General features: G+C 64.4%; 22 protein-coding genes. 12 read left to right on the forward strand and 10 right to left on the reverse strand.

Features of this window, described 5'->3' with window-relative positions; all coding sequences use genetic code 11:
- Positions 1–37: 37 nt before the first annotated feature.
- From AYK61_RS11650 to AYK61_RS11670, 5 genes are all read right to left on the reverse strand, one after another.
- Entirely contained in the window at positions 38–493 is a 456-nt protein-coding gene (locus AYK61_RS11650; protein ID WP_121870924.1) for a nuclear transport factor 2 family protein, read from the reverse strand.
- Between the two features lie 16 nt (positions 494–509).
- Entirely contained in the window at positions 510–974 is a 465-nt protein-coding gene (locus AYK61_RS11655; RefSeq protein WP_121870925.1) for a hypothetical protein, read from the reverse strand.
- Positions 975–1,267: 293 nt separating this feature from the next.
- Positions 1,268–2,572, reverse strand: a complete 1,305-nt coding sequence (locus tag AYK61_RS11660; protein ID WP_121870926.1) for a hypothetical protein — start codon at positions 2,570–2,572, stop codon at positions 1,268–1,270.
- A gap of 46 nt (positions 2,573–2,618) precedes the next feature.
- Entirely contained in the window at positions 2,619–3,731 is a 1,113-nt protein-coding gene (locus AYK61_RS11665; RefSeq protein ID WP_259468017.1) for a diguanylate cyclase, read from the reverse strand.
- Between the two features lie 99 nt (positions 3,732–3,830).
- On the reverse strand, positions 3,831–4,250 hold the full coding sequence (locus tag AYK61_RS11670) for a nitroreductase/quinone reductase family protein (protein ID WP_121870928.1): 420 nt from the start codon (positions 4,248–4,250) through the stop codon (positions 3,831–3,833).
- A gap of 180 nt (positions 4,251–4,430) precedes the next feature.
- Between AYK61_RS11670 and AYK61_RS11675 the strand changes: the two genes are divergently transcribed.
- The 4 genes from AYK61_RS11675 to AYK61_RS11690 all read left to right on the forward strand — a co-directional run bounded on the left by AYK61_RS11675 (position 4,431) and on the right by AYK61_RS11690 (position 8,926).
- Positions 4,431–5,477: an ABC transporter substrate-binding protein gene (locus AYK61_RS11675; protein WP_259468018.1), complete on the forward strand. Its 1,047-nt coding sequence runs from the start codon at positions 4,431–4,433 to the stop codon at positions 5,475–5,477.
- Between the two features lie 65 nt (positions 5,478–5,542).
- Positions 5,543–6,541: a FecCD family ABC transporter permease gene (locus AYK61_RS11680; RefSeq protein WP_397484778.1), complete on the forward strand. Its 999-nt coding sequence runs from the start codon at positions 5,543–5,545 to the stop codon at positions 6,539–6,541.
- On the forward strand, positions 6,538–7,359 hold the full coding sequence (locus AYK61_RS11685; RefSeq protein ID WP_121870929.1) for an ABC transporter ATP-binding protein: 822 nt from the start codon (positions 6,538–6,540) through the stop codon (positions 7,357–7,359). Before AYK61_RS11680 ends, AYK61_RS11685 begins: the two co-directional genes overlap by 4 nt.
- Positions 7,360–7,420: 61 nt before the next feature.
- Positions 7,421–8,926 carry a YdiU family protein gene (locus tag AYK61_RS11690; protein ID WP_121870930.1) on the forward strand — a complete coding sequence of 502 codons (1,506 nt, stop codon included), beginning with the start codon at positions 7,421–7,423 and terminating at the stop codon, positions 8,924–8,926.
- A gap of 21 nt (positions 8,927–8,947) precedes the next feature.
- On the opposite strand, the gene AYK61_RS11695 is transcribed toward AYK61_RS11690, so the two are convergent.
- The 4 genes from AYK61_RS11695 to AYK61_RS11710 form a co-directional block, all read right to left on the reverse strand.
- On the reverse strand, positions 8,948–9,391 hold the full coding sequence (locus AYK61_RS11695) for a VOC family protein (protein ID WP_121872688.1): 444 nt from the start codon (positions 9,389–9,391) through the stop codon (positions 8,948–8,950).
- Between the two features lie 26 nt (positions 9,392–9,417).
- Positions 9,418–10,596 (reverse strand): acyl-CoA dehydrogenase family protein, encoded by a 1,179-nt coding sequence (locus AYK61_RS11700; RefSeq protein ID WP_121870931.1) that lies wholly within the window; start codon positions 10,594–10,596, stop codon positions 9,418–9,420.
- Between the two features lie 576 nt (positions 10,597–11,172).
- Positions 11,173–12,681, reverse strand: coding sequence for a diguanylate cyclase domain-containing protein (locus AYK61_RS11705; protein ID WP_259468019.1), 1,509 nt, complete (start codon positions 12,679–12,681; stop codon positions 11,173–11,175).
- A gap of 159 nt (positions 12,682–12,840) precedes the next feature.
- A complete protein-coding gene (locus tag AYK61_RS11710) occupies positions 12,841–13,701 on the reverse strand; it encodes a bifunctional 2-polyprenyl-6-hydroxyphenol methylase/3-demethylubiquinol 3-O-methyltransferase UbiG (RefSeq protein WP_147458312.1) in 861 nt (286 codons plus the stop codon).
- A gap of 63 nt (positions 13,702–13,764) precedes the next feature.
- Between AYK61_RS11710 and AYK61_RS11715 the strand changes: the two genes are divergently transcribed.
- From AYK61_RS11715 to AYK61_RS11725, 3 genes are read left to right on the forward strand one after another with little or no spacing between them, the layout of a single operon-like run.
- Positions 13,765–14,577, forward strand: a complete 813-nt coding sequence (locus AYK61_RS11715) for a bifunctional 2-polyprenyl-6-hydroxyphenol methylase/3-demethylubiquinol 3-O-methyltransferase UbiG (RefSeq protein ID WP_183130246.1) — start codon at positions 13,765–13,767, stop codon at positions 14,575–14,577.
- Positions 14,568–15,560 carry a phytanoyl-CoA dioxygenase family protein gene (locus tag AYK61_RS11720; RefSeq protein ID WP_121870934.1) on the forward strand — a complete coding sequence of 331 codons (993 nt, stop codon included), beginning with the start codon at positions 14,568–14,570 and terminating at the stop codon, positions 15,558–15,560. Before AYK61_RS11715 ends, AYK61_RS11720 begins: the two co-directional genes overlap by 10 nt.
- Positions 15,561–15,597: 37 nt before the next feature.
- Positions 15,598–16,866 carry a triacylglycerol lipase gene (locus AYK61_RS11725; RefSeq protein ID WP_121870935.1) on the forward strand — a complete coding sequence of 423 codons (1,269 nt, stop codon included), beginning with the start codon at positions 15,598–15,600 and terminating at the stop codon, positions 16,864–16,866.
- A gap of 1 nt (position 16,867) precedes the next feature.
- Here the strand turns inward: AYK61_RS11725 and AYK61_RS11730 are convergent, their stop codons facing one another.
- Positions 16,868–17,290 carry a phosphate acetyltransferase gene (locus AYK61_RS11730; RefSeq protein WP_121870936.1) on the reverse strand — a complete coding sequence of 141 codons (423 nt, stop codon included), beginning with the start codon at positions 17,288–17,290 and terminating at the stop codon, positions 16,868–16,870.
- A gap of 115 nt (positions 17,291–17,405) precedes the next feature.
- Here AYK61_RS11730 and AYK61_RS11735 point away from each other — a divergent pair, with 115 nt between their 5' ends.
- From AYK61_RS11735 to AYK61_RS11755, 5 genes are all read left to right on the forward strand, one after another.
- Positions 17,406–18,320, forward strand: a complete 915-nt coding sequence (locus AYK61_RS11735) for an aldo/keto reductase (RefSeq protein WP_121870937.1) — start codon at positions 17,406–17,408, stop codon at positions 18,318–18,320.
- Between the two features lie 209 nt (positions 18,321–18,529).
- Entirely contained in the window at positions 18,530–20,005 is a 1,476-nt protein-coding gene (locus tag AYK61_RS11740; RefSeq protein WP_121870938.1) for a class I adenylate-forming enzyme family protein, read from the forward strand.
- A 94-nt stretch (positions 20,006–20,099) separates the two neighbouring features.
- Positions 20,100–21,977 (forward strand): DUF3556 domain-containing protein, encoded by a 1,878-nt coding sequence (locus AYK61_RS11745; RefSeq protein WP_121870939.1) that lies wholly within the window; start codon positions 20,100–20,102, stop codon positions 21,975–21,977.
- Positions 21,974–23,407, forward strand: coding sequence for an NAD(P)/FAD-dependent oxidoreductase (locus tag AYK61_RS11750; protein WP_121870940.1), 1,434 nt, complete (start codon positions 21,974–21,976; stop codon positions 23,405–23,407). The genes AYK61_RS11745 and AYK61_RS11750 overlap by 4 nt, the downstream gene beginning before the upstream one ends.
- Positions 23,404–24,720, forward strand: coding sequence for a CdaR family transcriptional regulator (locus tag AYK61_RS11755; protein ID WP_121870941.1), 1,317 nt, complete (start codon positions 23,404–23,406; stop codon positions 24,718–24,720). The genes AYK61_RS11750 and AYK61_RS11755 overlap by 4 nt, the downstream gene beginning before the upstream one ends.
- The last annotated feature ends 95 nt before the right edge of the window (positions 24,721–24,815 follow it).

Raw genomic sequence — 24,815 nt, forward strand, 5'->3', positions numbered from 1 at the left:
CCGAAATCGGATAACGCCATCGGGGTGAGGGACACCCTCAGCTCGGGCTGACTCGATCCCTTCGAGTGACTCGAGATCGGTCGGAGGTATCGATGTGCGCGATACCGTGCCAATCCCAATAGATTCGGTGCCTCGAGATGAGGGGGCCGTCCAGTTCCACGATCTCGACGAGATCGAGTTTGTCGCCGTTCGTCGTCTGGCGTGGGTGTTCCCAGACCAGGCGGTGCCCGTCGAACGTGAAGATGTCCCTGCCGTGGGGCGACGGCGATGTGTTCTCGTCGAATCGCTTTCGCGTCGTTTCCTGCAGGAAGCTGTCGAGTGCGATTCTTCCCTGGACTATTCCGGATCTCAGATCGAACAGCACTGGCACAAGGGGGCTTTCGAGAACCGCATCTGCCGCGTAGAGCTCCGACAGAGCGGGCGCGTCGCGTTCCTCGATGCGCTTGTGCCATTCACGAAAGACATAGGAGGCTTGCTCCAGGGTTGCGGCCACGTCGAATCCCTGTGCGTTATTGGACGGTGACGATGGCGGAGGCCTGTTCCACCGTGTACGACGTCCAGGGGATCTGCGCCAAGAACTCGTCGAGACCTGGGTAGTCCGAGATCCACGCGGTCGTCGAGTCACCCTCGGTCAGCGTGCACGACGCCAACGCGACGTACGTGCCTGCCGGCACGTCGGTGACCACCTGCGTGGTGGTGCCTGCCGGCACCTCCCCGCCCCTGTAGAGGGACTGTCCGTTTCCGATCACTTCACCGACCGGGGGAAGCACTCCGTCGGGTGCCGGCGCGAGCGACGTCCCGCAGGTGATCACGCTGCCCGAGTTGTTCGTGATCGTGTTCTCGACGCTCGAACCGACAGCAGTGAACGAGTAGGTGACGTCCCCGGGTTCGGCAGCCAGCGCGGACGCAGGCGATACGAGTAGCAGAAGGGCCGCTGCTGCGGCAACACCGGTGGTTCGCGCAAAGATTCGCATATCTCGTCCCCGTCGTCGAGTTGTGCCGTTCGAGGAGCATTGTGCCCCAACAGAAGCCGTTTGGCACCTTCCGGTCCACAAGTCCTGAACCGATATCCGAAACCCGCGAACTCACGGTTGTCGTGTCCGATTCGGGACCTTCCGACTTTGGGTCGCAGCGGATCTGCTGCGTGGCAACGCGTCGGGCATCGAGGTCGCCAACCGGTGTCGAAGTCTATTACGCCAACCGTTCTCGGTTGTTCACCTGCGGGTCGGCGAGAATTCCGCGGCCGTGAGCTTGCGCGGATCGGAAGTCAACCGAGCGACGGGTACTTCTCGAACGCATCGGCCAGAAATGGACCACCGAACGGAGTCTCGCTCATCTGCTCGAAAGGCAGCCCGCGCCCGGTGACGGCCTCGAAAATCCGTTCGCCGAGCACGCTGCGATCTCCTGTTCCCCGCGTGGCAATGCATATCTCGTAAAGGTCCTGTCCGGGTCCACGAAGCTTGAACGAGCTCGAGTGTCGCTCATCGGATTGCCCCGCACGTTCCGACGCCAGATCGACACGAGTGCAGTATCGCCCGACCTCGTCGAGAATCGGAGCCGTCGCCGACTCCAACCGAAGGGCGAGATCTTCGGCTTCATCTGCCGTTGCGTAGAACTGAAACCCGAACTCGATGATGGTCGACTCGTCGAACGGCTCGGGCGGGTCGGGCGGGAACCCCGTCACCGTCGCCTGCGAGACGTCCGTGCCGCCTACTTTTCCGAGTTCGTCACCGGCGGTTTCGACAAGGCACAACATTGCGTGCCCGTACAGCGCGGACAGCCGAGCTTGGCGCGCGAATACGTCGAGCACCCCCAGCGCCGTCGGTCGATCGATATCGAGAAGAGAATCGAAGCCGGCGATGGCCAACACTGTTCCGGCACTGTTCGATTCGCTTCCGTAGCTGTACCGCCCCACGTCACCGAGACAATCGTTCAGTGCGTCGAGGTTTGTCCGTAGTAGCCAGGAAAGGACAACGCGGTAGCGAGGGCCGTATGCATATCGGCAGTATCGAGCCAGAGGCCGGCATCGAGGGAGTGCACCACATAGTCGAGATCTGCCAGGTGTGCGCTCGCGGTGTCGAGTCCGAAACGGTCTCCATACCGATGGACGGAGCCGTTCTGTAGCAGTTGCCAATCGAAACCGAAGGGCCTGTACGACGAACAGTTCGTGATCGGTGGGATCGAAAGTGACTGCCCTACTGGACACCTCCAGAGAGATCGAACGCATCGAGATCCTGATGTGTCCCACATCGACCGCGTCGAGTTCCTCGCGACCGAACACGATGTACTTCCAGTCGCCGTCGACCCATTCGGTTCGTACGTGGTTGCGGTCGAGATCGGCCAGCGTCACATCGGTGTTGCCACCAGTCGGGCTGTGGGCCGGCACTCGGGCGAAGTAGGGGTTGCCCTCGACCGGAAGATGGGCAACCACCGCACCGGTCTCGAGGTCGCCGCCGACGATCTCGATGTTCATCCGACCCGGCCACCATCGCGGAATCGGAATCTGCAGATCGCGCAGCTTCCGTTTGTACTCGCGATTTGCCGGTTGGTCCTGCCAGTCGGGCATGGGCATTCATCGAGCATGTCATGAACTTCCGAAGGACTGACTCCTCGAACGTTCACAGGTCGAACGACACCGAGTTTCCGCCCGCCCGCTTCGCGGCGTACATCGCAACGTCCGCTCGGCTCCAGGCTTCGCGGAAGTCACGAGCAACGGACGTCGCCTCGAGGTGAGCAACGCCGACGCTCACTGTGACACCCACCTCCGGGTCTGCTGCCAGTCGTGTCTGTAGCGCGGCGACCTGTTCGATCGCCGCGTCTGTGTCGACGTAGGTGAGGATCGCGAATTCTTCGCCGCCGGTGCGCGCGGTGATGGCGGGCGGCGGGAATGCCGCGTCGATCGCCTCGGCGGTCACTCGAAGTACTACGTCACCGTGTGCGTGCCCGAACCGGTCGTTCACGAGCTTGAATCCATCCAGATCCACGACGAGCACAGCCGCTGTGCTGCCGTGCCCGTCCGGGTCGTTGCCTCGCTGAGTGATCGCAGCGTCCAATCCTCGCCTGTTTCTGAGCCCGGTCAGCGGATCGTAGAAGGCAGTGGCCGCGTCGCTGCGCAACAACAACAGAAGTGACTGGGTCAGTATCGGCGCAGAGAACAAGATCAAGGTCAGAAGAATCAGGTAGGCGTACGCCAGGACCACATCGGCCGAAGGCTCCATGACAGCCCTGAACAACAGGGCTCCGGTCACCGCAACGGACCAGGTCTGATGAGCCACGAACAACTTCGGACTGTGGAAGACCGCGATGTAGCTGCCGATGATCCCGAGGGCCGCTGCCCCAGGGAGCGCGACGAACGGATCGGCCAACAGGAACAACACGGCTGCGATCGCCACCTCGATGTAGGCGACGAACAACCGAGACACCTTCTCGGTAGGAAAGGGTCCGCGGACCCAGGCGACTCCGACCACCGTGTTCGCCACAGCGATCGCATAGCCGGCTTTCTCGGAAGTACCGGAGTCGAACCCTGCAGGAGTATGAGCAGCGGCGACGCACAGAGCCGCGAAGAACCCGCACCAGATGCCCACCGCGACGTGGACGTGGCTCAGCAGCGGACTCATCCGATGGTAGGCGGCCGACCAGGCGAAATCGGCGGGAAACGACCACCATCGTCGAAGCAGATGCATGTGGATGTGGCCTTCGGGTACGAGGGTGACGCCACCACGACTCGACACTCGTGCACCGAGCCGACCCCGAGTCCCGTGGCGACGGGTTCATTCTGCCAGGGGGCGCGATGCTCGTTGAAAGCGGAACGATGTAGCGCCTGCATCAGTTCAAGCGGGAGCAAGCCGAAAGATCGGGAATCGACGGCCTTCAGCGGTCTCGACGTATTTCGCGAATCCGGAGGAGGCATCGAGAAACTTCTGCCAACTGCTGTCCCATTCGACATCGGGGACTTCCGAGGCCTTCACCGCGACGGTCTGTACCGCGCCGTCCACCGGCACCTCGATGTCGACGGCAGGGTGTGCGCGCAGATTGTGAACCCAGGCAGGGTCTTTGGGTGAACCGGCTGCCGAGCCGACGATCAACCAGCTGCCCTCCTCGGGAATTGCCATCAGCGGGTTCAGCCGGATCTCGCCACTCCTGGCACCGATCGAGTGCACGACGACGAGGGAGTCGCCGAAGCCGGCCGTGGATACGCGTCCGCCGTTTCCGCGGAACTCCTCGATGATCATCTGGTTGAAGTCGGTCACATCGCTATTGTGCCGCGGGCATCGCGTGCGCAGGCCGGTTCCTCGCCGGTGCCCCGGAGCAGACGATTTCCATCACCGTCGACCAAAGGTTAGCCTGTGCTCATGCGCGCCACGGGCGTGCTGCGCCGTCGGGTAATCCCCGGCGGCTCGTTGCTGTCTGAACCCCGAAGGACATTTCACGTGCTCAACGTTCGTCGCCGCGCAGGCACCCTCGCCGTCGCTGCTGCCCTGGTCGGATCGCTCGTCGCGTGCGGGGCATCCGAAGAGGTACCCGACGCGGCCGCGGAAGCCACCGATGGCGGGACGTCGTATCCGCTGACGATCGAGAACTGCGGCGAGTCGGTCACCTTCGACTCCGCCCCGCAGCGAGTGGTCTCGCTCGATCAGAACTCCACCGAAATTCTTCTCTCACTGGGTGTGCAGGACCGTATGGTGGGCACCGCGTCCTGGACCGATCCGGTCCGCGAGAACCTCGCCGACGCGAACGCATCGGTTCCCCGGCTGGCCGACAATGCTCCCACCTACGAGGTCGTGGTCGACAAAGAACCCGACCTCGTCACCGCATCGTTCGGACGCCACTTCGAGCAGGGCGGCGTCGCGCAGCGTTCGCGCTTCACCGAAACCGGTGCTGCCACGTATCTTTCCCCCACCGACTGCGACGCCGGTCGTAGCGTCAACGGGGGCAACACCCGAACGACGCCGCTCACCATGGAGTCCCTGTACCAGGAGATCACCGAACTCGCAGCGATCTTCGACGTCAACGCCCGCGGTGCCGAGTTCGTCGACGAACTGAAGACCCGCATGGCCGACGCCACCGCAACCACGGCGAAATCCGATGTCTCCGTGGCATTCTGGTTCGCGGACACCAAGAGCCCGTACATCGCAGGCGGACGCGGCTCGGCCGATCTGCTCGCCCGAACGGTCGGGATGACGAACGTCTTCGCCGATACCGACGACGACTGGCCTGCCGTCGGATGGGAGACCATGGTGGATCGAGATCCGACCGTCCTGGTTCTGGGCGACCTGGCGCGCAACCGTTTTCCCGGTGACCTGCTCGCCGACAAGATCGCATTCCTCGAGTCCGACCCCGTCACCAGCACGATGGCCGCCGTCCGCGACAAGCGCTACATCTCGCTGCACGGTGCGGAGATGAACCCGTCGATCCGGGCCGTCGACGGCGTCGAGAAGGTGTCCGCCGGACTGCGCGACCTGGGACTGTCGTCCTGACCGCGACCATCACCCCCCGGCGCACCGCCAAGCGATCGCAGACCTCCCGCCACCTGTGGCGTTGGGTGTTGGCCCTGCTGGGCGGTGTCGTGCTGTGCGTGGTGTCGATTCTCGTCGCCATCACGCTCGGGCCGGCGAACATCTCGCTGGTCAACGTCCGCGATGTGGTGCTCAATCACCTCGGCGTCACCGACGTCCCGGTGAAGGTGTCGAAGAACGCGATCGTCTGGGAGGAACGGCTGCCCCGAGCGCTGGTCGCCGCCGCCAGTGGCGTCGGGCTCGGAATCTGCGGCGTCATCATGCAGTCGCTTCTGCGCAATCCGCTGGCGGACCCGTTCGTTCTCGGGGTGTCCTCGGGTGCGTCGACGGGAGCCGTCGTGGTCGGCGTTCTCGGTGTCGGAGGTGCCGCACTCGGACTGTCGGGAGGCGCGTTCATCGGCGCGCTCGTCGCGTTCGCTCTGGTGCTCTTCCTCGCCCGCATGTCCGGCAGCGGAAACGACCGCGTCATCCTCGCCGGTGTCGCGACCACCCAATTGTTCTCTGCGCTCACCTCGTTCGTGATCTTCGCGTTCGCGGACTCCGACGAGACCCGCGGCGTGATGTTCTGGCTCCTCGGATCGTTCGAGGGGGTGCGATGGAACGACGTCGTGCTGTGCGTGACGGTGGCGGGTATCGGCGCGGTGGTGTGTTGCTACTACGCGTACGTGCTCGACGCCTTCGCATTCGGCAACTCGGTGGCATCCTCGCTGGGCTTCGACGTCAAGACGGTGCGCCTGGCACTGCTCGTCGGTACCGCCCTGATCACCGCGACATTGGTCAGCGTGGCCGGTGCCATCGGCTTCGTCGGCCTCATTCTTCCGCACGCAGCGCGACTGTTGGTGGGACCCAACGACAGCCGCCTCGTGCCAACCACTGCCATCATCGGCGCGATCTTCATGGTGTGGGTCGACGCCGTCTCCCGAGTCGCCTTCGCCCCTACCCCACTGCCGGTGGGCGTCGGGACCGCACTGGTCGGCGTTCCCGCCTTCATCGCAATCATGGCCCGCAAGAGAGGAATTCGATGACACTGCGCGCGTCGAACGTCTCCTGGAAGCGCGGCGGCGCTCTGGTGGTCGACGGAGTGACGCTGCACCCCGCGCCCGCCCGAACGGTGGGATTGTTGGGGCCCAACGGTTCCGGCAAGTCCTCGCTGCTCCACCTGCTGGCCGGGGCGGCGTCGCCCACCTCCGGCGTCGTCGAACTGGACGGTGCCGAGCTCGGTTCGCTCAAACGCAAACACATCGCCCGCGCCGTCGCGGTCGTCGGACAGCACGCCCACACCGACGTCGACGTGACGGTCGGCGATGTCGTGCGTCTGGGACGCATCCCGCATCGCGGGACCTTCGGGGGAAGCGACCTGGACGACGACGCAGTGGACGATGCGCTCGCGCAGACCGGACTCACCGACAAAGCGGATCGACTGTGGCGCACACTCTCCGGCGGTGAGCAGCAGCGGGCACATATCGCACGCGCACTCGCTCAGCATCCCCGCGAGATGTTGCTGGACGAGCCGACCAACCACCTCGACATCCATCACCAGCTCGAGTTGCTGGCCCTCGTCGCTCGTCTGCCGATCACCAGCATCGTCGCGCTGCACGACCTGAACCTGGCCGCGATGTTCTGCGACGAGGTGTTGGTGCTCCAGGACGGCAAGGTCGTCGCAGGCGGCACACCTGCGGAGGTGCTGACCGAAGAACTCATCGCCGAGGTGTATCGAGTGCGGGCGCGTGTATCCGTCGACGGCGACAACGGACGGGTGCACATCCGCTTCGACGCGGCGGCCGGGTACGAGACCGTCGAGGGGAAGCAGAACTCCAGCGCGACGGCAGTCTCTCGTCCCTGATCGGCCTCGGACTCCAGAGCCCCAGGGGATTGGGTGCCACGATTCGTGGTACCCCTGAACAATGAGCGAATCTTCCGGACCGGGCGTTTCGACCACGAGTCTGCCCGCATTCGGGTTCGAGTCGACCTTGGTCGACCAGGTTCCCGGCGTCACCGTGCCGTGGCAGGGTGCCCACGCACCGGATCCTCGCGTGCTGGTCCTCAACGACGGCCTGGCCCGGTCACTCGCGCTCGACCCGGCATCCTTGGCCACCGCCGAGGGGGCAGGCGTGCTGTCCGGGTCCGTTCCTCCGGCCGAGACAAGCGCCGTGGCGATGGCCTATGCGGGTCATCAGTTCGGCAGCTTCCAGCCACTGCTGGGCGACGGCCGAGCGCTGCTCCTCGGCGAACTTCGCGATGATCGGGGCCGCCTGGTCGATCTACATCTCAAAGGGTCGGGCGCAACACCGTTCTCACGTGGTGGTGACGGACGCGCGGTGGTGGCAGCGATGCTGCGCGAGTACCTGATCAGCGAGGCGATGCATGCGCTGCACATCCCCACCACCCGCTCACTCGCAGTCGTCACGACCGGGGAACAGGTCGTGCGAGAGGGAGGCCCGCAACCCGGCGCGGTACTCGCCAGGGTCGCGTCGAGCCATTTGCGGGTGGGCACCTTCGAGTTCGCTGCTCGGCGGGAAGGACTCGCGCAGACCCTCGCCGACTACGCGACCGCCCGCCACTACCCCGAATTCGTCGAGCGAGCACCCGAGGATCGCTACCTCGCATTCTTCGAGGCCGTCGTCGAGGCTCAGGCGTCCCTTGTCGCACAATGGATGTCGGTCGGATTCGTACACGGTGTCATGAACACCGACAACACGACGATTTCCGGCGAGACGATCGACTACGGGCCGTGCGCCTTTCTGGACGCCTACGATCCCGCCACGGTGTTCAGCTCCATCGACCACGGCGGACGCTACGCCTACGGCAACCAACCCGCCGTTCTCGGATGGAACCTGGCGCGATTCGGCGAAACACTACTGCCACTGGTGAATTCGGAGCCGAACGACGCCATCTCCGCCCTGACCGCGATCCTGGACACGTACGGGGATCGCTACCGGCAGCACTACTCTGCCGCGATGGCTGCCAAACTCGGCCTGGAAGACGACGCCGTGGACGCGGCGCTCGTCGACGACCTGCACCGGCTGCTGACGGACCACCGCGCCGACTGGACCCTGACCTTCCGCGCCCTCGCCGAGAACCTACGCGGGAACTCGGCACCGTTCGACTCCCTGGTCCCACCCGATGCGTCCAGGAATTGGCTGGAGGTTTGGCGGGCCGCGGTTTCGGCTCGAGGACAGGACTTTTCATCGGTCGCCGACGGTATGGACTGCGTCAACCCGGCATACATCCCCCGCAACCACCTGGTCGACGCTGCGCTCCAGGCTGCGACGAACGGCGATCTCGGACCCTTCGAGCGTCTGCTCGAGGTCGTCACGTCACCGTTCGACCGACGCGAGGACAGGTCGGACTACGCCCTGCCTGCGCCCGAGAACTTCAGTGCCGGCTTTCAGACCTTCTGCGGTACCTGATTCCTGGGCAATTGATCGTCACTATGGCAGCTCCATGAATTCGATGGTTTCTCCATCCGGCCCCACCGCGTACATGACGCGGGTGCCCACCTTGGCACCGCCGGAAATAGGTTGTGGAGTTCCCTGCGCCGTCCAACCGAAGTCCGCGATTCGTGTCAGGACCGCATCGATGTCGTCGACCTCGAAGGCAAGATGCGCGAAACCCGGATCATAGGGTCGAGACGACCCCCGCGCCCCCTCCACATCGCGATATTCCAGCAGCTCGATCGTCTGACCTGCAACGGAAACCACCGCCATTCGGACTGCCGCCCCGTGCGCTCCGGTGACCTCTCCCAGAAATTCCCCGCCCATCTCCCCCGTCCGTTCGAGGGTCGCGCCGAGACCGTCGGTCCAGAACCGAAGGGCGTCATCGAGGGAACCGACGGCGAAGCCGACGTGGTCGGAGCGAAGGATTCGGAAGGACATGCCCGGAGTGCCTCCACCTGGCGCGTTCACGAGGTCCGCTTCTGTTCGGCGCGGATCAAGCCGCCTCCGACGATCAGTCGCTGAATTTCGCTCGTCCCCTCGTACAGGCGCAGCAGTCGCACATCGCGATAGATTCGTTCGACCGGCACATCCCGCATGTACCCTGCGCCACCGTGGATCTGGACGGCCAGATCAGCGACCTTGCCCACCATCTCGGTGCAGAACAGCTTCACCGCAGACGGCGCGATACGCCGATCGGTCTCCTGCACCCACGCCCGCGCCGCCTCACGCACCATCGCCCGCCCCGCCATGACACCGACCTGCTGATCGGCGATCATCGCCTGCACCAACTGGAAATTCCCGATCGGCTCGCCGCCCTGAGTGGACGCCGCGGCATACGACACCGATTCGTCCAGCGCGCGCTGCGCCTGACCGACGGCCAGCGCGGCAATGTGCACCCGTCCCCGCGCCAAAGACGTCATCGCTGCCTTGTAACCGATGTCACTGTTGCCGCCGACCAGTGCGTCGGCCTCGACCTTCACGTCGGTGAACGTCACATCAGCGGTGCCGGACCCCTGTTGGCCCATCTTCGCGTCCTTCACGCCCACCTCGATCCCGGCGGTGTCGGCGGGAACCAGGAACACCGCGATCCCGTTTCCGCTCTGCGGTTTCGGATCCAACTTGGCGAAGACGACGAACATGTTCGCAATCGGCGCGTTGGTGATGTATCGCTTGCTGCCGTTGATGATCCAGCCGCTGCCGTCGACCGTCGCCGTCGTCTTCAAGCCTGCCGGATTCGACCCTGCCCCATCCTCGGTCAGCGCGAAGGAGGCGACGATATCGCCGGTTGCCATGCCCGGCAGCCACGTCGCCTTCTGCTCCTCGGTTCCGAATCCGACGAGCACCTGCCCGGCGATCCCGTTGTTGGTGCCGAACATCGATCGCAGCGACAGCGAGGTGTACCCGAGCTCCATCGCGAACTCGACGTCCTGAATCAGGTTCAGGCCCAGCCCACCCCACTCCTGCGGAAGCGCGTAGCCGAACAGGCCCATCTCCGCAGCCTGCCTCCGCAGATCCTCGGGAATCGAATCGGTGTTCATGATCTCGAGTTCGCGAGGCACGACACGCGATCGCACGAACTGCGAGATCTGCTTCAACACGTCCGCGAAGACGTCATCCGGTACATCGGGATTCAGCGTGTCCATAAGACCACTATCGAGGAGGGCGAGCTCCTCCGTCCACTGGATGGGTCAGACTTTCGGTTCAGCGACACGTACTTCCTCGCGTCGATCGATTCGCCGGCATCGTCCTGACCCGACCGGAGGCGGGAACCGCCGTCAGTGCCCGCCCAAGCTGTCCAGGGTCTGCACGGTCCACGCCGAGTGCAGTTCATCGATCTCGGACGCGTACTTCTCGGAAATCAGCTTGCGCCGCAAGTGTCACGCGAGTATCGGACATCAAAAATTGAAGCAGATCGAATATTCATCTGCCAGATCGACGATCCGGACCGAGTAGCCGGTCCAGCGCCACGTCCTTGCACAGCGTCCCATCGGGTTCGCTGCACCGGCTGATAGTGAGCAGTTCGCCGACCGGGCATGCCGGTGCGTATCTGAGCCCTCCGAACACCGCATCGGTCGCGGGCCTGCATCATCGGCTCGGCTCCTCACTCTTGGATGTCCGACACCGTTCGGCGGCAGTTGTCCGAATCCGAGGAGTTGATTCGCCGTCGGACGCGGCAAGGGGACAGGACATGAACGTCGTCAGCACTCGAGATGCTGATCTCAGATCTCGGTGATCCGTATCCGGTTGTGCGGGTCGCTCTTGGCGCGGTACAGAGCTCTGTCTGCGAGTTCGGTGAACATCGTGGCCGACTCGACGCGTGTCGTATCGTGCGTGGCCGCGATTCCGATCGAGATCGATACTCCGGCAACCGGGTCCGCCGGATCAGCCGATGCTGCCATGTCGTCGATGGCAGAGGTGATCGCCGCGGCCAGGTCGGTCAGTGCGGCAACTGAGTCACGAGTGGTCACTATCGCGAATTCGTCACCGCCCCAACGACATACCGAATCAGCGGGCTCGGTCACCTGCATCAGCAGTCCAGCGATTGTCACGAGAGTCTCGTCACCGGCGTGATGTCCCGCGATGTCGTTTACCCGCTTGAAGGAATCGAGGTCGCAGAACAAGACTCCCACGACCTCGAAAACGTCCGGTCTCGTGGCGGTACGCCGAATCAGTCGATTCTCGAGATCCGACAACCAGACGGGTCGGGCACTGAGACCGGTGAGCGCGTCGTGGTCGGCTCGGTGACGGATCGCCATGATCTCGTTACGGGCGTCGGTGCGATCGGTGAGAGTGCATACGTACCGGGGTTCGTCGTTCATGCTGTCCACCCGACGGACCGTCACTTCCACCCAGCGGTCCCATTGGATACCGCGAGGATGGTGCAGGCGGAGCTCGCTCGACACAGATACCGCCTTCCCCGGTTCGAGTCGGCCCAGTCGCGCTGCCCACTCCGCCGAACCGATGTCGAGGAGATCCTCCAGGTGTCGCTGATCCAACTCGCCGGGTACCGCGTCGGCCAACTGAAGGAAGGCGTCGTTGACGTCGGTCAAGCGAAACTGCGCGTCCAACAGCACCGTTGCGAGCGGCGACTCGGCGAATGCCGAGCGGTAGAGGCTGACACGGTCGGAGGCGTGGGTTGCCTCGGACACCCGGTCGAGGGCGATTCCGACTTGAATCGCGAAGAGGTGGAGCAACATCCGCTGCTCGGCGTCGGGAGTACGGCCGCTCCGAGGCAGGTCGAGGCTGATCACGCCTTGCAGCGTTCCATCGATTCGACCCTCGGACCATATCGGTGCCAGCAGAGCGAACTCCGCCTGCCAGGGCTCACACGCGTCGACTGTCGACGACGAAACACCACGCTGGTCGGGGCCGGACAATCGCTCGCGCCACGGGTCGGCACTCGGGACGTCGGGAGAGAGTTCCAGGACCCGTGAGAAGAACAGTCCACCCCATCGTTCGCAGGACCCGAGCAACTCACGCCACTGCAGTTCCGACATGCGCCCCCCGCGTATTTGTTCTACCTCGGGTGGGCCGATAACAGCCCTCACTTCCAGGTCGCCGTCGTCGCGGCGGACGTTGACCGCGACTGCGTCGAAACCGATCACCTCGATCACAGTGCGAGCAACGATGTGCAAGATGTCGTCGAGGTCACGGCCACCACCCAGCTGATGCGCGACGTTCATCATCTTCAGGAGTGCGTCGCCGCTGAGGGTGAGTCGTCGGGTCATGCGGTCATTGTCCAGCAGCAACGGTGGGCCGTCTCTTCATTGGCTGCGGATACCGTGGTTATTTCCTGCTCGTACACGACGAGGGTGCGGACGACACCGAGCATCCGGACAGCCCGACCACTACACGACCGTCGTCGGGCCCGCTCTTCGCTCGACCGGTCAACGACGGGTTGCGGCGAACACGTCGACCGGATGGGGCACCCGAAGTCTGCCGTCGGTGCCCGGCACCGAGACCGCGGCGAGATAGGCCCGCACGGGGCCGTACAACTCGGGAGTGAGCCGGGCCTGGACCGCGAAGTCGAGAACCTCGTCGCTCGCGGAGGCGAGGTCGACCAGCGCGTCCAGAGTGACCACGTCGTCGACCGCGATCCCGCCGTCGACGAAGGCCTTCTCGACATCCGCGCTGAACCACTGCCGGTGGCCCTCCAGAGGCGGGGCAAGGACCCCGACCAGCGCGTTGAGCGCCGCCGACGGTGCGATGGCCACCCACAGCTCACCGCCGGGCCGCAGCAGGTTCAGCGCGGCACGCAATGTTGCCCCGACATCGGCGACGTAATACATCGAGTGCACGAACAGCACCACGTCGAAGGTCTCGTCCACCGGGGCGTCGTCGAAGGACGCGACGTGCGCCCCGACGCTGAGCTCGTCGGCCCCCAGCGCAGCCATCGTGGCGGTGAAGAGCTCCACACTCCCGGGCCAGGGGTCGATGCCGACGTATCGGACCGGTCGGCCGGACTTTCGCTGCACGAGACCAGCGGCGAGCCGGACGTCCAGCGACCCGTCACCGCACCCCACCGACAGCACCGAGATCGGCCGGTCCCCCATCCGCACCAGCCTGGCTGCGAGGTGTTCGGCGATCAGACTGCGCTGGTCGGACAGTCGCTCGACAGCGGCGTGGTCTCGGGCGTAGGAGCCGGGCTCGAGACCGGCCACGGGCCCGGTGCCACGCCGCAGGGCGCGTAACGCGTCGAGGAACCCGGCCGCGGTGTCGGTCGACGAAGTCGGAGCTATGTTGGACACCACATCGAGTGAACCACGACGCAGCCAGGAATGCGTTGCGGTTGGCTTCCCGAGAGGAGTGCCATGAGCAACGGAGACACAGCCGAGCGCAGTCTCGACCACTGGAGCGAGGCCGGCCGAACGGGCATGGAGGCGTTCTACGCCCTGGCCACCGAGGACTACCACCAACTGGCACTGGCAGCCGACTGGCCCGCCCTGCTGGCCGAGCACGCGCACGACGGCTGGTCGCTGCTCGACGTGGCCTGCGGCAGCGGCAAGTTTCCCACCGCGCTGCGTCGCTATACCGATCTGTCCGGCGTTCCCGAGGTGGCCTACGACCTGCTCGACCCGTCTGCGTTCTCGGTGGCCGAGGCACGCGGGGCGCTCGACGCGCCGTTCGTACCCCGAGACGAGCTGGTGATGACGTTGCAGGACCTGCCCGCCGATCGGACCGGGTACGACATCGTGTGGGCCACCCACGCGCTCTACGCCCTTCCGCCCGCCGAGTTGGACGCCGCAGCCGAACGATTCGTGGCTGCGCTCGCCCCCGGCGGCCTCGGTCTGGTCGCGCAGGCCACGGCGGCCTCCCACTACCTGGCGTTCTACGACGCCTTCCGGGCAGGCGTCCGCGAAGCGACCCCGTACACGACGGCCGAGCAGGTGCGTGACGCGCTGATCCGAGCCGGCGCGGACGTGCGCGACCAGCGCGTCACGTACACCACCGGTACGTCCGATCGCGTTGTCGTCGAAGGGTTTCTGCAACGCTGCGCCTTCGACGACTCCGTGTCGCTCGAGGAGATGGAAGCAGCGCCGGTGCTGGGCGACTACCTCGCCTCCTGCCGCGACGCGTCGGGTTCCTACACCTTCTCCCACGAGGCAGCCCTGCTGTGGCTCTGAACGAACCTGTGGATCTGACGAACGAACGGCTCCCCGAGCAGAATCGCGCCGGCGGTATCGACCAGGACTGGGCCGGCGACGATCAGGACTGGTGGGATTGGTACGTCACGCTTGCTGCCAACGACCAGGCACCCACCGAGTTGGTCGACGGGCCCGGCCTACCCGACGCCCCGGCGGCATCCGACGAGCAGGTCGAGCGTGAGCTCGCCGAGCCGTACGAGCTCGACTCGTCCGCGGTCGAATCCTTCGCTCGGGAAGCGTTCGTGAAGTTGCCGGCCGTCCTGTCGCCTGCGGTGGTACGACGCCTCGCCGAGCGTCTGGAGGATCTGCTGCGCGCCGAGCATGGTGAGAACGTCGCAGGCCGGTTCACCGCGCTCGAGCAGATGTGGCTCCACGACGACCTGATGCGCGCCGTAGCGCTGTCTCCCCGGATCGGGGGCCTGGCCGCAGCCCTGCTCGGAGAACCGGCCGTTCGGCTCTACCACGACAATGCGCTGTCCAAGGAGCCCGGTTGCGGCCGCACACCCTGGCACCACGACGCGGAGCATTTCCCGCTGCAGACCGTCCAGGCGGTCACCGCGTGGATGCCGATGTCGGCGATCCCCGGCCGAATGGGTCCGCTGTCGTTCGCCCGCGGCCGGGAGGTGCTGGCCGAGGTCGCGGACCTGGAGTTCGACAAGGTCGGCACGTCGTACGACGAGGCCGTCGCCCATCGCTTCGTCGAGCGTGACGTCGCGGTGTCGTCGGAGCCGTTCGAAGTGGGAGACGTGTCCTTCCACTCCGCGCTGTGCTTCCACACTGCCGGGCCGAACCGAACGACACAGCCGCGCCGAGCGTTGGCGACCACCTACTTCGCCGACGGGGCTCGTGTCGTGGAATCGCCGACGCTGATCAGCGGCACGTGGCGCGAGTTCCTTCCCGGCGTCGAGCCCGGCGGTCTCGCGGCCTCCGAACTCAACCCGGTGGTCGGTCGCCGCGACTGAGCCGACCGTTTCAGTGGACACACGTACACTCGATTGCGTGGGGACCACATCTCAGAGCACCCAGGAGTGGGGCGAGCTCGGTGAGCTCGCTCTTCGCGAGCTGGCGTCGGCCGCGGGTGGTGTTCGCAAAGTGCACTCGGCCATCGCACGACGCACGTTCGCTGCCGTGCGACTCGGCGTCGGCCCCGCCGTCCTACCGACACAGCTGATGCACGACGCGATCGCCGCCGGCACCTACGCGACCATCGCGGCCGCCTGCACCGGCGCAGCCAAAACAGTCAGTGCGCTGACCGGCAGTTCCGAAGTGGCCGACGACGAAGCGACCGAGGACGACCCTCGGCCGTCGCCGTCGCACACCACGTACGGCGCACAGACCATCGCGATCCTGCACGGTCTCATCGGCGACGACATGGAGCACACCGCCCGAGTCCTCGCCTACCCGATGTCGATACGCGTCGACGGACGCCCTGTGCCCCCGAGGTACCGCGCTCTGGCCACCGCTTTTCCCGAGGCGGGAGCACACCTCGTGCTGTTCCTCCACGGGCTCGTCGAAACCGAATCGGCATGGCGGCTCGGGGGGCGACCCACGTACGGGGAGCGGCTGGGTTCCGAAGCCGACACCACCTCGATCTTCTTGCGTTACAACACCGGACGTCGCATCGCCACCAACGGCGCGGACCTGTCGGACCTTCTGGAACAGCTCGTGCCGGCATGGCCCGTACGGGTTCATCGAATCACCCTGGTCGGTCATTCCATGGGAGGCCTGGTGTCGCGCAGCGCAGCACACCACGCTGCGGAGAGCGGCCGCCGATGGGTGGACCTGTTGACGGACGTATTCACCTTGGGAACACCACATCTGGGTGCGCCGCTCGCACGCGGCGTTCACGTCGCCACAGCAGCTCTGGCACTCGCGCCCGAGACCCGGCCGTTCGCAAACCTACTGGCGCGTCGAAGCGCCGGAGTCCGCGACCTCATTTACGGATCGATCACCGCAGACGAGGGACATGCCAGCTACGCCGACGGATTCGACGTCGGAGTTGCCGCGGACATCTCGGTACAGGAGGGGGTACGGCATCATCACGCGTCCGCGGTCGTCACCGGAAACCCGCGACACCCGGTCGGAATCTTCGTGGGCGACGGCCTGGTACGCACCGACAGCGCCGGCGGACGGAACAAACTGCGCAACATAGGACTTCGTCCCGACGACGGTCTGGCCATCAACAGCGCGCATCACTTCACTTTGCTCAACGACGAGAGAGTGTACGGCTGGATGCGAAAAATCCTGGTCGATCGATCCCGGCCGTGATCTACTTTTCGGCCAGACCTGTTGCCGTAGCAAGATATTCACGCGAGTCTCGATACGTCTGCGCCACGCCGCGCCCGGCGATAGCTCGGTACCGACTGATCTGATCGTCATCGAGAAGATCGAGCACCGTGCTGGAATCCGCATGCATCCAACCGCCGTCTCGCACCAATTCATGGGGCCGTTTGCCCTGCAACGCTGCAATCCCTTCGACCCTGATTCCGTTCGGATCGGTCGACACCGCGAGGTAGTAGGCCTTCTTGCCCGAGTAACCGGCCTTGACCTTCGAGCGAAGCCGCAGGACCGCATCGGCCGCGTCATCGACGGCGGACGACTGCTCGTCGGAACCCGATTCGGCAGCGGAGAGTCGCGAGATCTCAGCATCCAGTCCAGCAAGCAAAGTGGCGAGGTACTCGAGATCGCTCATCGACCCATGATGCCCTACCGCAGGAACTCCTGAACCAGCACCCGAGGGCAATGGTATCCATACCTGAGGAGCGTGCGCGCATTTCCAACCCGGACAGAACGAAGGTATCCACCACATGACGCAACTCGGTCTCGGCCTTGCCGCACTCGGACGCCCCGAATACCTGACTGTCGGACACTCCGACGCCGTGGACGGCCGATTCGATCCGGCAGCCCTGGAGCAGCTCTGCCACGCAGTACTCGACGCCGCGTGGGAGAACGGAGTTCGGCACTTCGATGTCGCGCGCTCCTACGGTTTCGCCGAGCGCTTTCTCGGCAGCTGGCTGACTCGACAGCCGCATAGGCGTCAAGACCTGGTGATCGGATCCAAATGGGGATACGCCTACGTCGCCGAATTCCAGCGGGGAGCCGAAGTTCACGAGGTCAAAGAACACTCCGTTGCCCGTCTGTCCGAACAGTGGCCCCAGACCCTGCGCGACCTCGGCGGTGCGCCCGACCACTACCTGATTCACAGCGTCACCCCGGACAGTCCAGCTCTCGGCGACACTGCACTGCTGGACGACCTGCGTGCAATAGCCGAGAGCGGTACCCGAATCGGCATCAGCACCAGCGGGCCGCATCAAGCCGACGTGGTGCATGCAGCGCTGGAGATCGGGGTGTTCAGCTCGGTACAGTCGACGTGGAACCCCCTCGAGCCGTCCGTCGGCCCGGCCTTGGCACGCGCACACGAGGCCGGCTGGTTCGTTGTCGTCAAAGAGGCGATGGCCAATGGCCGACTCGTCGCGGAAGATTCGGCACTTGCCCGGGTCGCGGATTCGGCCGGGGTCGGCCGTGACGCCCTCGCATTGGCGATCGCACTCGCGCAACCGTGGGCAGATGTCGTGCTCTCCGGCGCTGCCACCGCGGCGCAACTCGAACAGAATGTCGCTGCACTGTCGATCGACCGCGAACTGATCGCAGCGGCCGGTTCGGACATTGCAGAGAACCCGAAGAGCTACTGGGACAACCGCTCTCGCCTGGCGTGGACGTGATCCCCTGAACGGGCTCTCGAGGACGAGTTCACGAAGCGATGCGACCGACCGCCGTGCCGGACGGTGAGTCGAAATCCACGACGCGTTCACAGGGTCGTTGTGCTCCGGTGACAACGGAGTCCGAAAAGTCTGGCCTCGCGGGCCGTATCGCCCCATGACGGGGGTCATTAGTGTCGTGAGTCACAGCACTAGCGAGGGGATCGAACATCGTGTCCGGCATTGACTATCTACCGTGGAACTCAGACGCAGAACGAGCGGACCTACCATGCATTCGCGACGACAACGAAGAGTTGACGTACGCCGAGTTCTCAACGCGTGTAGATCGTTTCGCTTCCTGCCTGCTGGCCGATGGAATCACGGCGGGCGATGTGATCGCGGTGATGCTGCCCAATCGCGTGGAGTTGTTGATTGCCATCATGGCAGCGTGGCGGATCGGTGCAGCAGCGACGCCGGTCAACCCCACCTTCACATACACCGAGGCCGGCTATCAGATCGACGACGCACGCGCGGCCATTACCATCGTCGAGGACGGTGCGTCTCCGATCGAAGGAAAAGTCATCCGTTCGATCGATGACATCACCTCTCGCACAGTCGGACTCGTCGATGTGGAGCCGGTCGGCCCGGCTCCGGAGGATCTGGCGCTGCTGATCTACACATCGGGATCCACTGGACGCCCGAAGGGTGTGGAACTGACCCACTCGAATTTGCAGTACATGGCCGGAGCGATGGCCACGCACTTCGGATTGACCAGTGACGACCACAGCCTGCTCATTCTTCCGCTCTTCCATGTCAACGCGATCTGTGTCAGCGTGCTCGCCCCGCTGTCGGTGGGCGGTCAGGTCAGCATCACCGGCCGCTTCTCGCCGTCGAGATTCTTCGACGACGTCGCGCGGCTGCGCCCGACGTACTTCTCGGCCGTCCCGACGATCTACGCGCTACTGACCGCTCAGGCCGACGACATCGTCTCCGACACCTCGTCCCTTCGATTCGCAGTGTGCGGTGCCGCTCCCATCTCGAAGGAACTGCTGGATCGGGCCGAAACGAGATTCGGCTACACGATCGTCGAAGGGTACGGACTCACCGAAGGAACATGTGCGTCGGCGTGCAATCCCCCCAACGGTATTCGTAAATTGGGTACCGTAGGCCCTGCCCTCCCCGGCCAATCGATCGCGATCGCCGACGAACACGGAACGCTACTGCCGGTGGGTGGCGTCGGCGAGGTCCTCATCTGCGGCCCCAACGTCATGCGCGGGTATCTCGATCGCCCCGACGAATCCTCGGGAACGGTCGTCGATGGATGGCTGCACACGGGCGACGTGGGCCGCCTCGACGAGGACGGTTACCTCACTCTCGTCGACCGCATCAAGGACATGATCATTCGCGGGGGTGAGAACATCTACCCCAAAGAAATCGAGAACGCACTCGCCACTCATTCCGAGATCCTCGAAGCCGCCGTCGTCGGGGCAGCCGACGACGTCTACGGCGAAGTGCCTGTCGCCTACGTCGTGACCTATCCGAACTCGGATGTGACGTCCACCGATCTGCTCGATCATCTGCGCGCCCGCCTCACCAAAGTCAAACTGCCCGTTGCGATCCACGTCGTGGACGCCTTGCCACGCAACCCCGTCGGAAAGATCGACAAACCCGGCCTGCGCCGCACCCCCTCGGCCACGCCCGTGGGCTGAACTCCACTCGCCGTACGACACGCGTCACTCCTGGTCCGGATTACCGGACGAGGTGATCGTTGCTGCCCAAATCCTTTCCCGAACAGGAGCACTCATGGGATTCAAAGAAGGAAACTTCCCGCAGGTCGACCCTGCGACATTTCTCGATCTACCGTTCCGCGAACGACTACGGGCCATGTCCACCCACTGGGCCGACCACGGATTCGGCACCCCGAAGATGGTCCACACCATCTACCTCCTCAAACTGCTGGTCCTCTACATCGGCGCAGGAGTGGCAGTGGCCACCCTGACCTCCGGCCACAATCCGCTCGACATCTCGGCATGGTGGAACGAGCCGATCGTCTACCAGAAGCTGCTGCTCTGGACTCTGCTACTCGAAACCGTAGGACTGGGCGGATCCTGGGGTCCGCTTGCCGGACACTTCAAACCGATGATGGGCGGTGCGCTGTTCTGGCTTCGACCGGGAACCATTCGCCTGCCACCGTGGCCGGGCAAGGTGCCCCTGACCACAGGTGACAGCCGTACCGTATTCGACGTCGTCGTATATGACGCCGTACTGGTCAATATCGTTGTTGCGCTTACACTTCCCGGCGTACACACCAGTTCGATCGACTCCGCGCTCGCGGACAACAACGGCCTGGTGCGCCCCGCACTGATGATGTCACTCGCAGCCCTGCTGGTGGTGATCGGACTGCGAGACAAGGTCATCTTCATCGCCGCCCGCGGTGAGCAGTACTTCCCCGCACTCTTGTTCTTCGCGTTCTTGCCCTTCATCGACATGATCATCGCCCTCAAACTGCTCATCGTGACCGTGTGGGTCTGTGCCGGCATCTCCAAGCTCGGCCACCACTTCTCCATGGTCATCCCTCCCATGCTCTCGAACACGCCCTGGATTCCGTCGAAGGCCCTCAAGCGAGCGCACTACCGCAACTTCCCCCACGACCTTCGCCCCTCCAAAGTTGCCGGCGGGGTCGGCCACGTCCTGGGAACCCTCGTCGAGATCGCTACCCCTCTGGTTCTTCTGTTCACCACCAATGCTGTTGTCGCACTTACCGGTGCCGGATTGATGGTGGCGTTCCATCTGTTCATCACCTCCACGTTCCCACTGGCTGTTCCCCTCGAGTGGAACCTGCTCTTCGCCTTCGCTGCGGTGTTCTTGTTCCTCGGCTTCCCCAACGCCGGCGGTTACGCGGTGTGGGACTTCTCGTCGCCCGCATTGCTGGCACTCATCGTCGCGGGTCTGGTGTTCTTTCCGATCCTGGGCAATCTTCGACCCGATCTGGTCTCGTTCCTGCCTTCGATGCGGCAGTACGCCGGCAACTGGGCCTCGGCGACGTGGGCGTTCGCCCCGGGATGCGAGGACAAGCTCGATCAGTTCATCGAGCGTCCCAGCCAAAACACTCGCACCCAGCTCCTGGCCAGCTACCCACCCGAGGTCGCCGACGTGGTGATGCACCAGCTTCTCGGATGGCGTTCGCTGCACAGCCAGGGACGCGCCCTGTTCTCACTGATGATGAACCATCTCGGGGACGACATCGACACCTACACGCTCCGCGAAGGAGAGTTCTCCTGCAACTCGGTCGTCGCGTTCAACTTCGGCGACGGGCACCTGCACGACGACAAGCTCATCGCCGCAATCCAGCGCCGATGCAACTTCGCCCCGGGAGAATTCCTGGTGGTGTGGATCGAATCGCAGCCGATTCACAAGAACTATCAGGAATATCAAGTCATCGACGCCGCGCTGGGAGTCATCGAACGCGGCACGTACAAGGTCGCCGATGCCATCAACGAACAACCGTGGTTGCCCAACGGCCCCATTCCGGTCGATGTGACATGGACACTGGACATCGACGCCAACCGCGCCGCCACCGACCCCGGCACCGTAGAGGAACCCAAGATGCGCGACACCACCGCAACCGAGTCCGGCGACTCCGTCGTCGCACCCACATCACAGCGCGGTCACCGAGTATGACCACCGCCGTAGTCGTCGGCAGCGGGCCCAATGGGCTCGCTGCCGCGGTACACCTCGCCCGCTCCGGAGTCGATGTCCAGGTACTCGAGGCAGCCGACACGATCGGTGGTGGCACTCGCAGCGGCGAGCTGACGGTGCCCGGTGTGATTCACGATCTGTGTTCCGCGATTCACCCGATGGGCGCAGGTTCTCCGTACCTCGCCACTCTCGATCTCGAGCGCTACGGCCTCGACTGGAAGTGGGCCGAGGTCGATTGCGCCCATCCGCTCGACGGCGGTGACGCCGGGCTCATCTACCGCTCCATCGACGCCACCGCAGACGGGCTCGGTCCCGATGGGACTCGCTGGAAGCGAATGTTCGGAGATATCGCACGCAATTTCGATGTCCTTGCGGCGGACCTGATGCGCCCGATAGCGAACGTTCCCCGACACCCCTTGCCTCTCGTCGCTTTCGGCCCCCGCGCCTTGCTGCCTGCCACGGTCGCAGCGCGGTGGTGGCGCACCGAGAAAGCGAGGGCCTTGTTCGGAGGTGTTGCGGCACATACGTTCTACCGGCTGGACCGACCCGCCACCTCGGCAGTCGGACTGATGATCACCGCGTCCGGGCATCGCTACGGTTGGCCGGTGGCAGAGGGCGGCTCGGAGGCGATCTCCCGATCGCTGGCATCGATGCTGCGCGACTGGGGCGGCAAGATCGACACGGGGATCACCGTTCGGACTGCCTCCGACATTCCCCGGGCCGATATCGTTCTTCTCGATACGTCACCGAGTGCTGCACTGAAGATCTACGGCGACGCCGTACCGAACCGTGTTGCCAAGGCCTACAGTAAGTTCCGCAAAGCCCCAGCAGCCTTCAAAGTCGATTTCGCCATCGACGGTGACGTTCCCTGGACCAACTCCGACTGCGCTCGTGCCGGTACCGTCCACCTCGGCGGAACGTTCGAGGAGATCGCAGCGAACGAGAAGGACATCACCCAGGGCAGGATGCCGTCGCGCCCCTTCGTTCTGGTCGGTCAGCAGTATGTAGCCGACCCGACGCGGTCCGCGGGAACGATCAATCCGCTGTATGCCTACGCCCATGTGCCCAACGGGTACACCGGTGATGCAACGGAAGCCGTCATCGCCCAGATCGAGCGGTTCGCACCGGGTTTCCGCGACATCATCGTCGCAACGACCGTGACGTCACCGGCAGACCTCGAGCGCTCCAACCCCAATTACGTCGGTGGAGACATCATCGGAGGCGCGAACACCGAGCTGCAGGTGGTGCTCAGGCCCCGAATCGCCCTCGATCCCTACAGTATCGGCGTCCCTGGGGTCTACCTCTGCTCGGCGTCGACCCCACCGGGAGCAGGCGCACACGGCATGTGCGGCTTCAACGCCGCCGAATCTGCGTTGAAGTATCTGAGAAAGTCCACGAGGGTCCTCCGATGACGAGCCCTGGCTCCCAGGACCGCCGGGCGGTGGCGCGTGGGCGGTTGGCGCGCGTGCCTGCAACGGCCGCCGCCGATGTTCTGGTCGCCTCCGCCGGCATCGCCCGGTCGCTGGCGGCCAGGGAAAGCGACATCGTGCGCTCGATGACCAGTCTTCTCGCACACGACATCGATCAACTCGACGAGGACCCCGTCCTGGTCGAGCTCCTCGAAGCATCCGTGCACGGAAATGTCTCGACCATCATCCACGTGCTGGCCAACGACATACCCGTCGACCATCTTCAGCCCACCACAGCCGCTGTCGAGTACGCTCTGCGCCTCGCGCAACGGGATGTACCGTCGAACTCCCTGGTGCGGGCCTACCACATGGGACAGAACGACATGATGCGCCAGTGTTTCGAGGAGATCCACAAGCTCGAACTCGATTCGAGCCTCGAACTACCTGTGCTGGAGCATATTTCGGACGTGATCTACAACTACATCGACTGGATCACCCTGTTCGTCTTCGACGCATACGAAAGCGAGCGAAGACGGTGGATCGGCGCCCAAGGCAACGTGCACTCCTCCACCATTCACACTTTGCTGGCCGACACGAGCGAGAACTCGACAGCATTCGAGAATCAGACCGGCTACCGGCTCGATCAACAACACCTTGCGGTCGTGGTCTGGGACAGCGCACCCGACGCCGCAACCACACTCGGATCGATCGATGACATTGCTCGCCGCACTGCAGCTTTCGCCAAGTCCAATGATCCTCCGATCATCACGGCGATCGATCGGCGAACAGTGTGGGCATGGATTCCACTCGGTTCACGAACATCCGCACTCGATACCTCGGAGTTGTCCTCCGTCCTCAACCTCGATGACTCGACCCGCCTTGCCGCGGGTCTTCCCGCCTACGGAATTCAGGGCTTTCGTCGCTCGCACGAGCAAGCCCGCGCGGCGTACTCGGTCGCAACCGTCCCCGGTACCCCCACTCGATCGATCGTCGGATTCGGCGACAAGGGAGTGGCGATCGTGTCGTTGCTCGCCCAGAATCTGGACTCGACCCGAGCGTGGGTGTGGGAGAGACTCGGTCCACTGGCCGAGGACACACCGGCTGCCGCCATTCTGCGGACAACCCTGAACGCATACTTCGCGCACGACGAAAGCCACCTGCGCGCAGCACAGCACCTCAACCTGCATCGAAACACCGTCAAGTACCGAATCAACAAAGCCCTGGACCAACACACTGTGAGCGCCGACAAACTCGACCTCGCCCTCGCACTTCAAGTCTGCGAATTCCTCGGCCCATCGGTGCTCAAGCCGATGTGACCCCTGGACAGCCACGACAGCCGCCTCGGCTGTCTGAGCCGAATCGGCCCCTCACATTCGAATATCTGACTCCGATCGGCGTCGGATTCACGAAT

Origin of the sequence: Rhodococcus sp. SBT000017, from assembly GCF_003688915.1 — a bacterium.
GTDB lineage: Bacteria > Actinomycetota > Actinomycetes > Mycobacteriales > Mycobacteriaceae > Rhodococcoides.

Excerpts from the sequence above, each read along its gene's own strand:
- AYK61_RS11655 (WP_121870925.1), bottom strand. The coding sequence starts at position 974 with ATGCGAATCTTTGCGCGAACCACCGGTGTTGCCGCAGCAGCGGCCCTT.
- AYK61_RS11660 (WP_121870926.1), bottom strand. The coding sequence starts at position 2,572 with ATGCCCATGCCCGACTGGCAGGACCAACCGGCAAATCGCGAGTACAAA.
- AYK61_RS11685 (WP_121870929.1), top strand. The coding sequence starts at position 6,538 with ATGACACTGCGCGCGTCGAACGTCTCCTGGAAGCGCGGCGGCGCTCTG.
- AYK61_RS11690 (WP_121870930.1), top strand. The coding sequence starts at position 7,421 with ATGAGCGAATCTTCCGGACCGGGCGTTTCGACCACGAGTCTGCCCGCA.
- AYK61_RS11695 (WP_121872688.1), bottom strand. The coding sequence starts at position 9,391 with ATGTCCTTCCGAATCCTTCGCTCCGACCACGTCGGCTTCGCCGTCGGT.
- AYK61_RS11700 (WP_121870931.1), bottom strand. The coding sequence starts at position 10,596 with ATGGACACGCTGAATCCCGATGTACCGGATGACGTCTTCGCGGACGTG.
- AYK61_RS11705 (WP_259468019.1), bottom strand. The coding sequence starts at position 12,681 with ATGACCCGACGACTCACCCTCAGCGGCGACGCACTCCTGAAGATGATG.
- AYK61_RS11715 (WP_183130246.1), top strand. The coding sequence starts at position 13,765 with ATGAGCAACGGAGACACAGCCGAGCGCAGTCTCGACCACTGGAGCGAG.
- AYK61_RS11730 (WP_121870936.1), bottom strand. The coding sequence starts at position 17,290 with ATGAGCGATCTCGAGTACCTCGCCACTTTGCTTGCTGGACTGGATGCT.
- AYK61_RS11735 (WP_121870937.1), top strand. The coding sequence starts at position 17,406 with ATGACGCAACTCGGTCTCGGCCTTGCCGCACTCGGACGCCCCGAATAC.
- AYK61_RS11745 (WP_121870939.1), top strand. The coding sequence starts at position 20,100 with ATGGGATTCAAAGAAGGAAACTTCCCGCAGGTCGACCCTGCGACATTT.
- AYK61_RS11750 (WP_121870940.1), top strand. The coding sequence starts at position 21,974 with ATGACCACCGCCGTAGTCGTCGGCAGCGGGCCCAATGGGCTCGCTGCC.
- AYK61_RS11755 (WP_121870941.1), top strand. The coding sequence starts at position 23,404 with ATGACGAGCCCTGGCTCCCAGGACCGCCGGGCGGTGGCGCGTGGGCGG.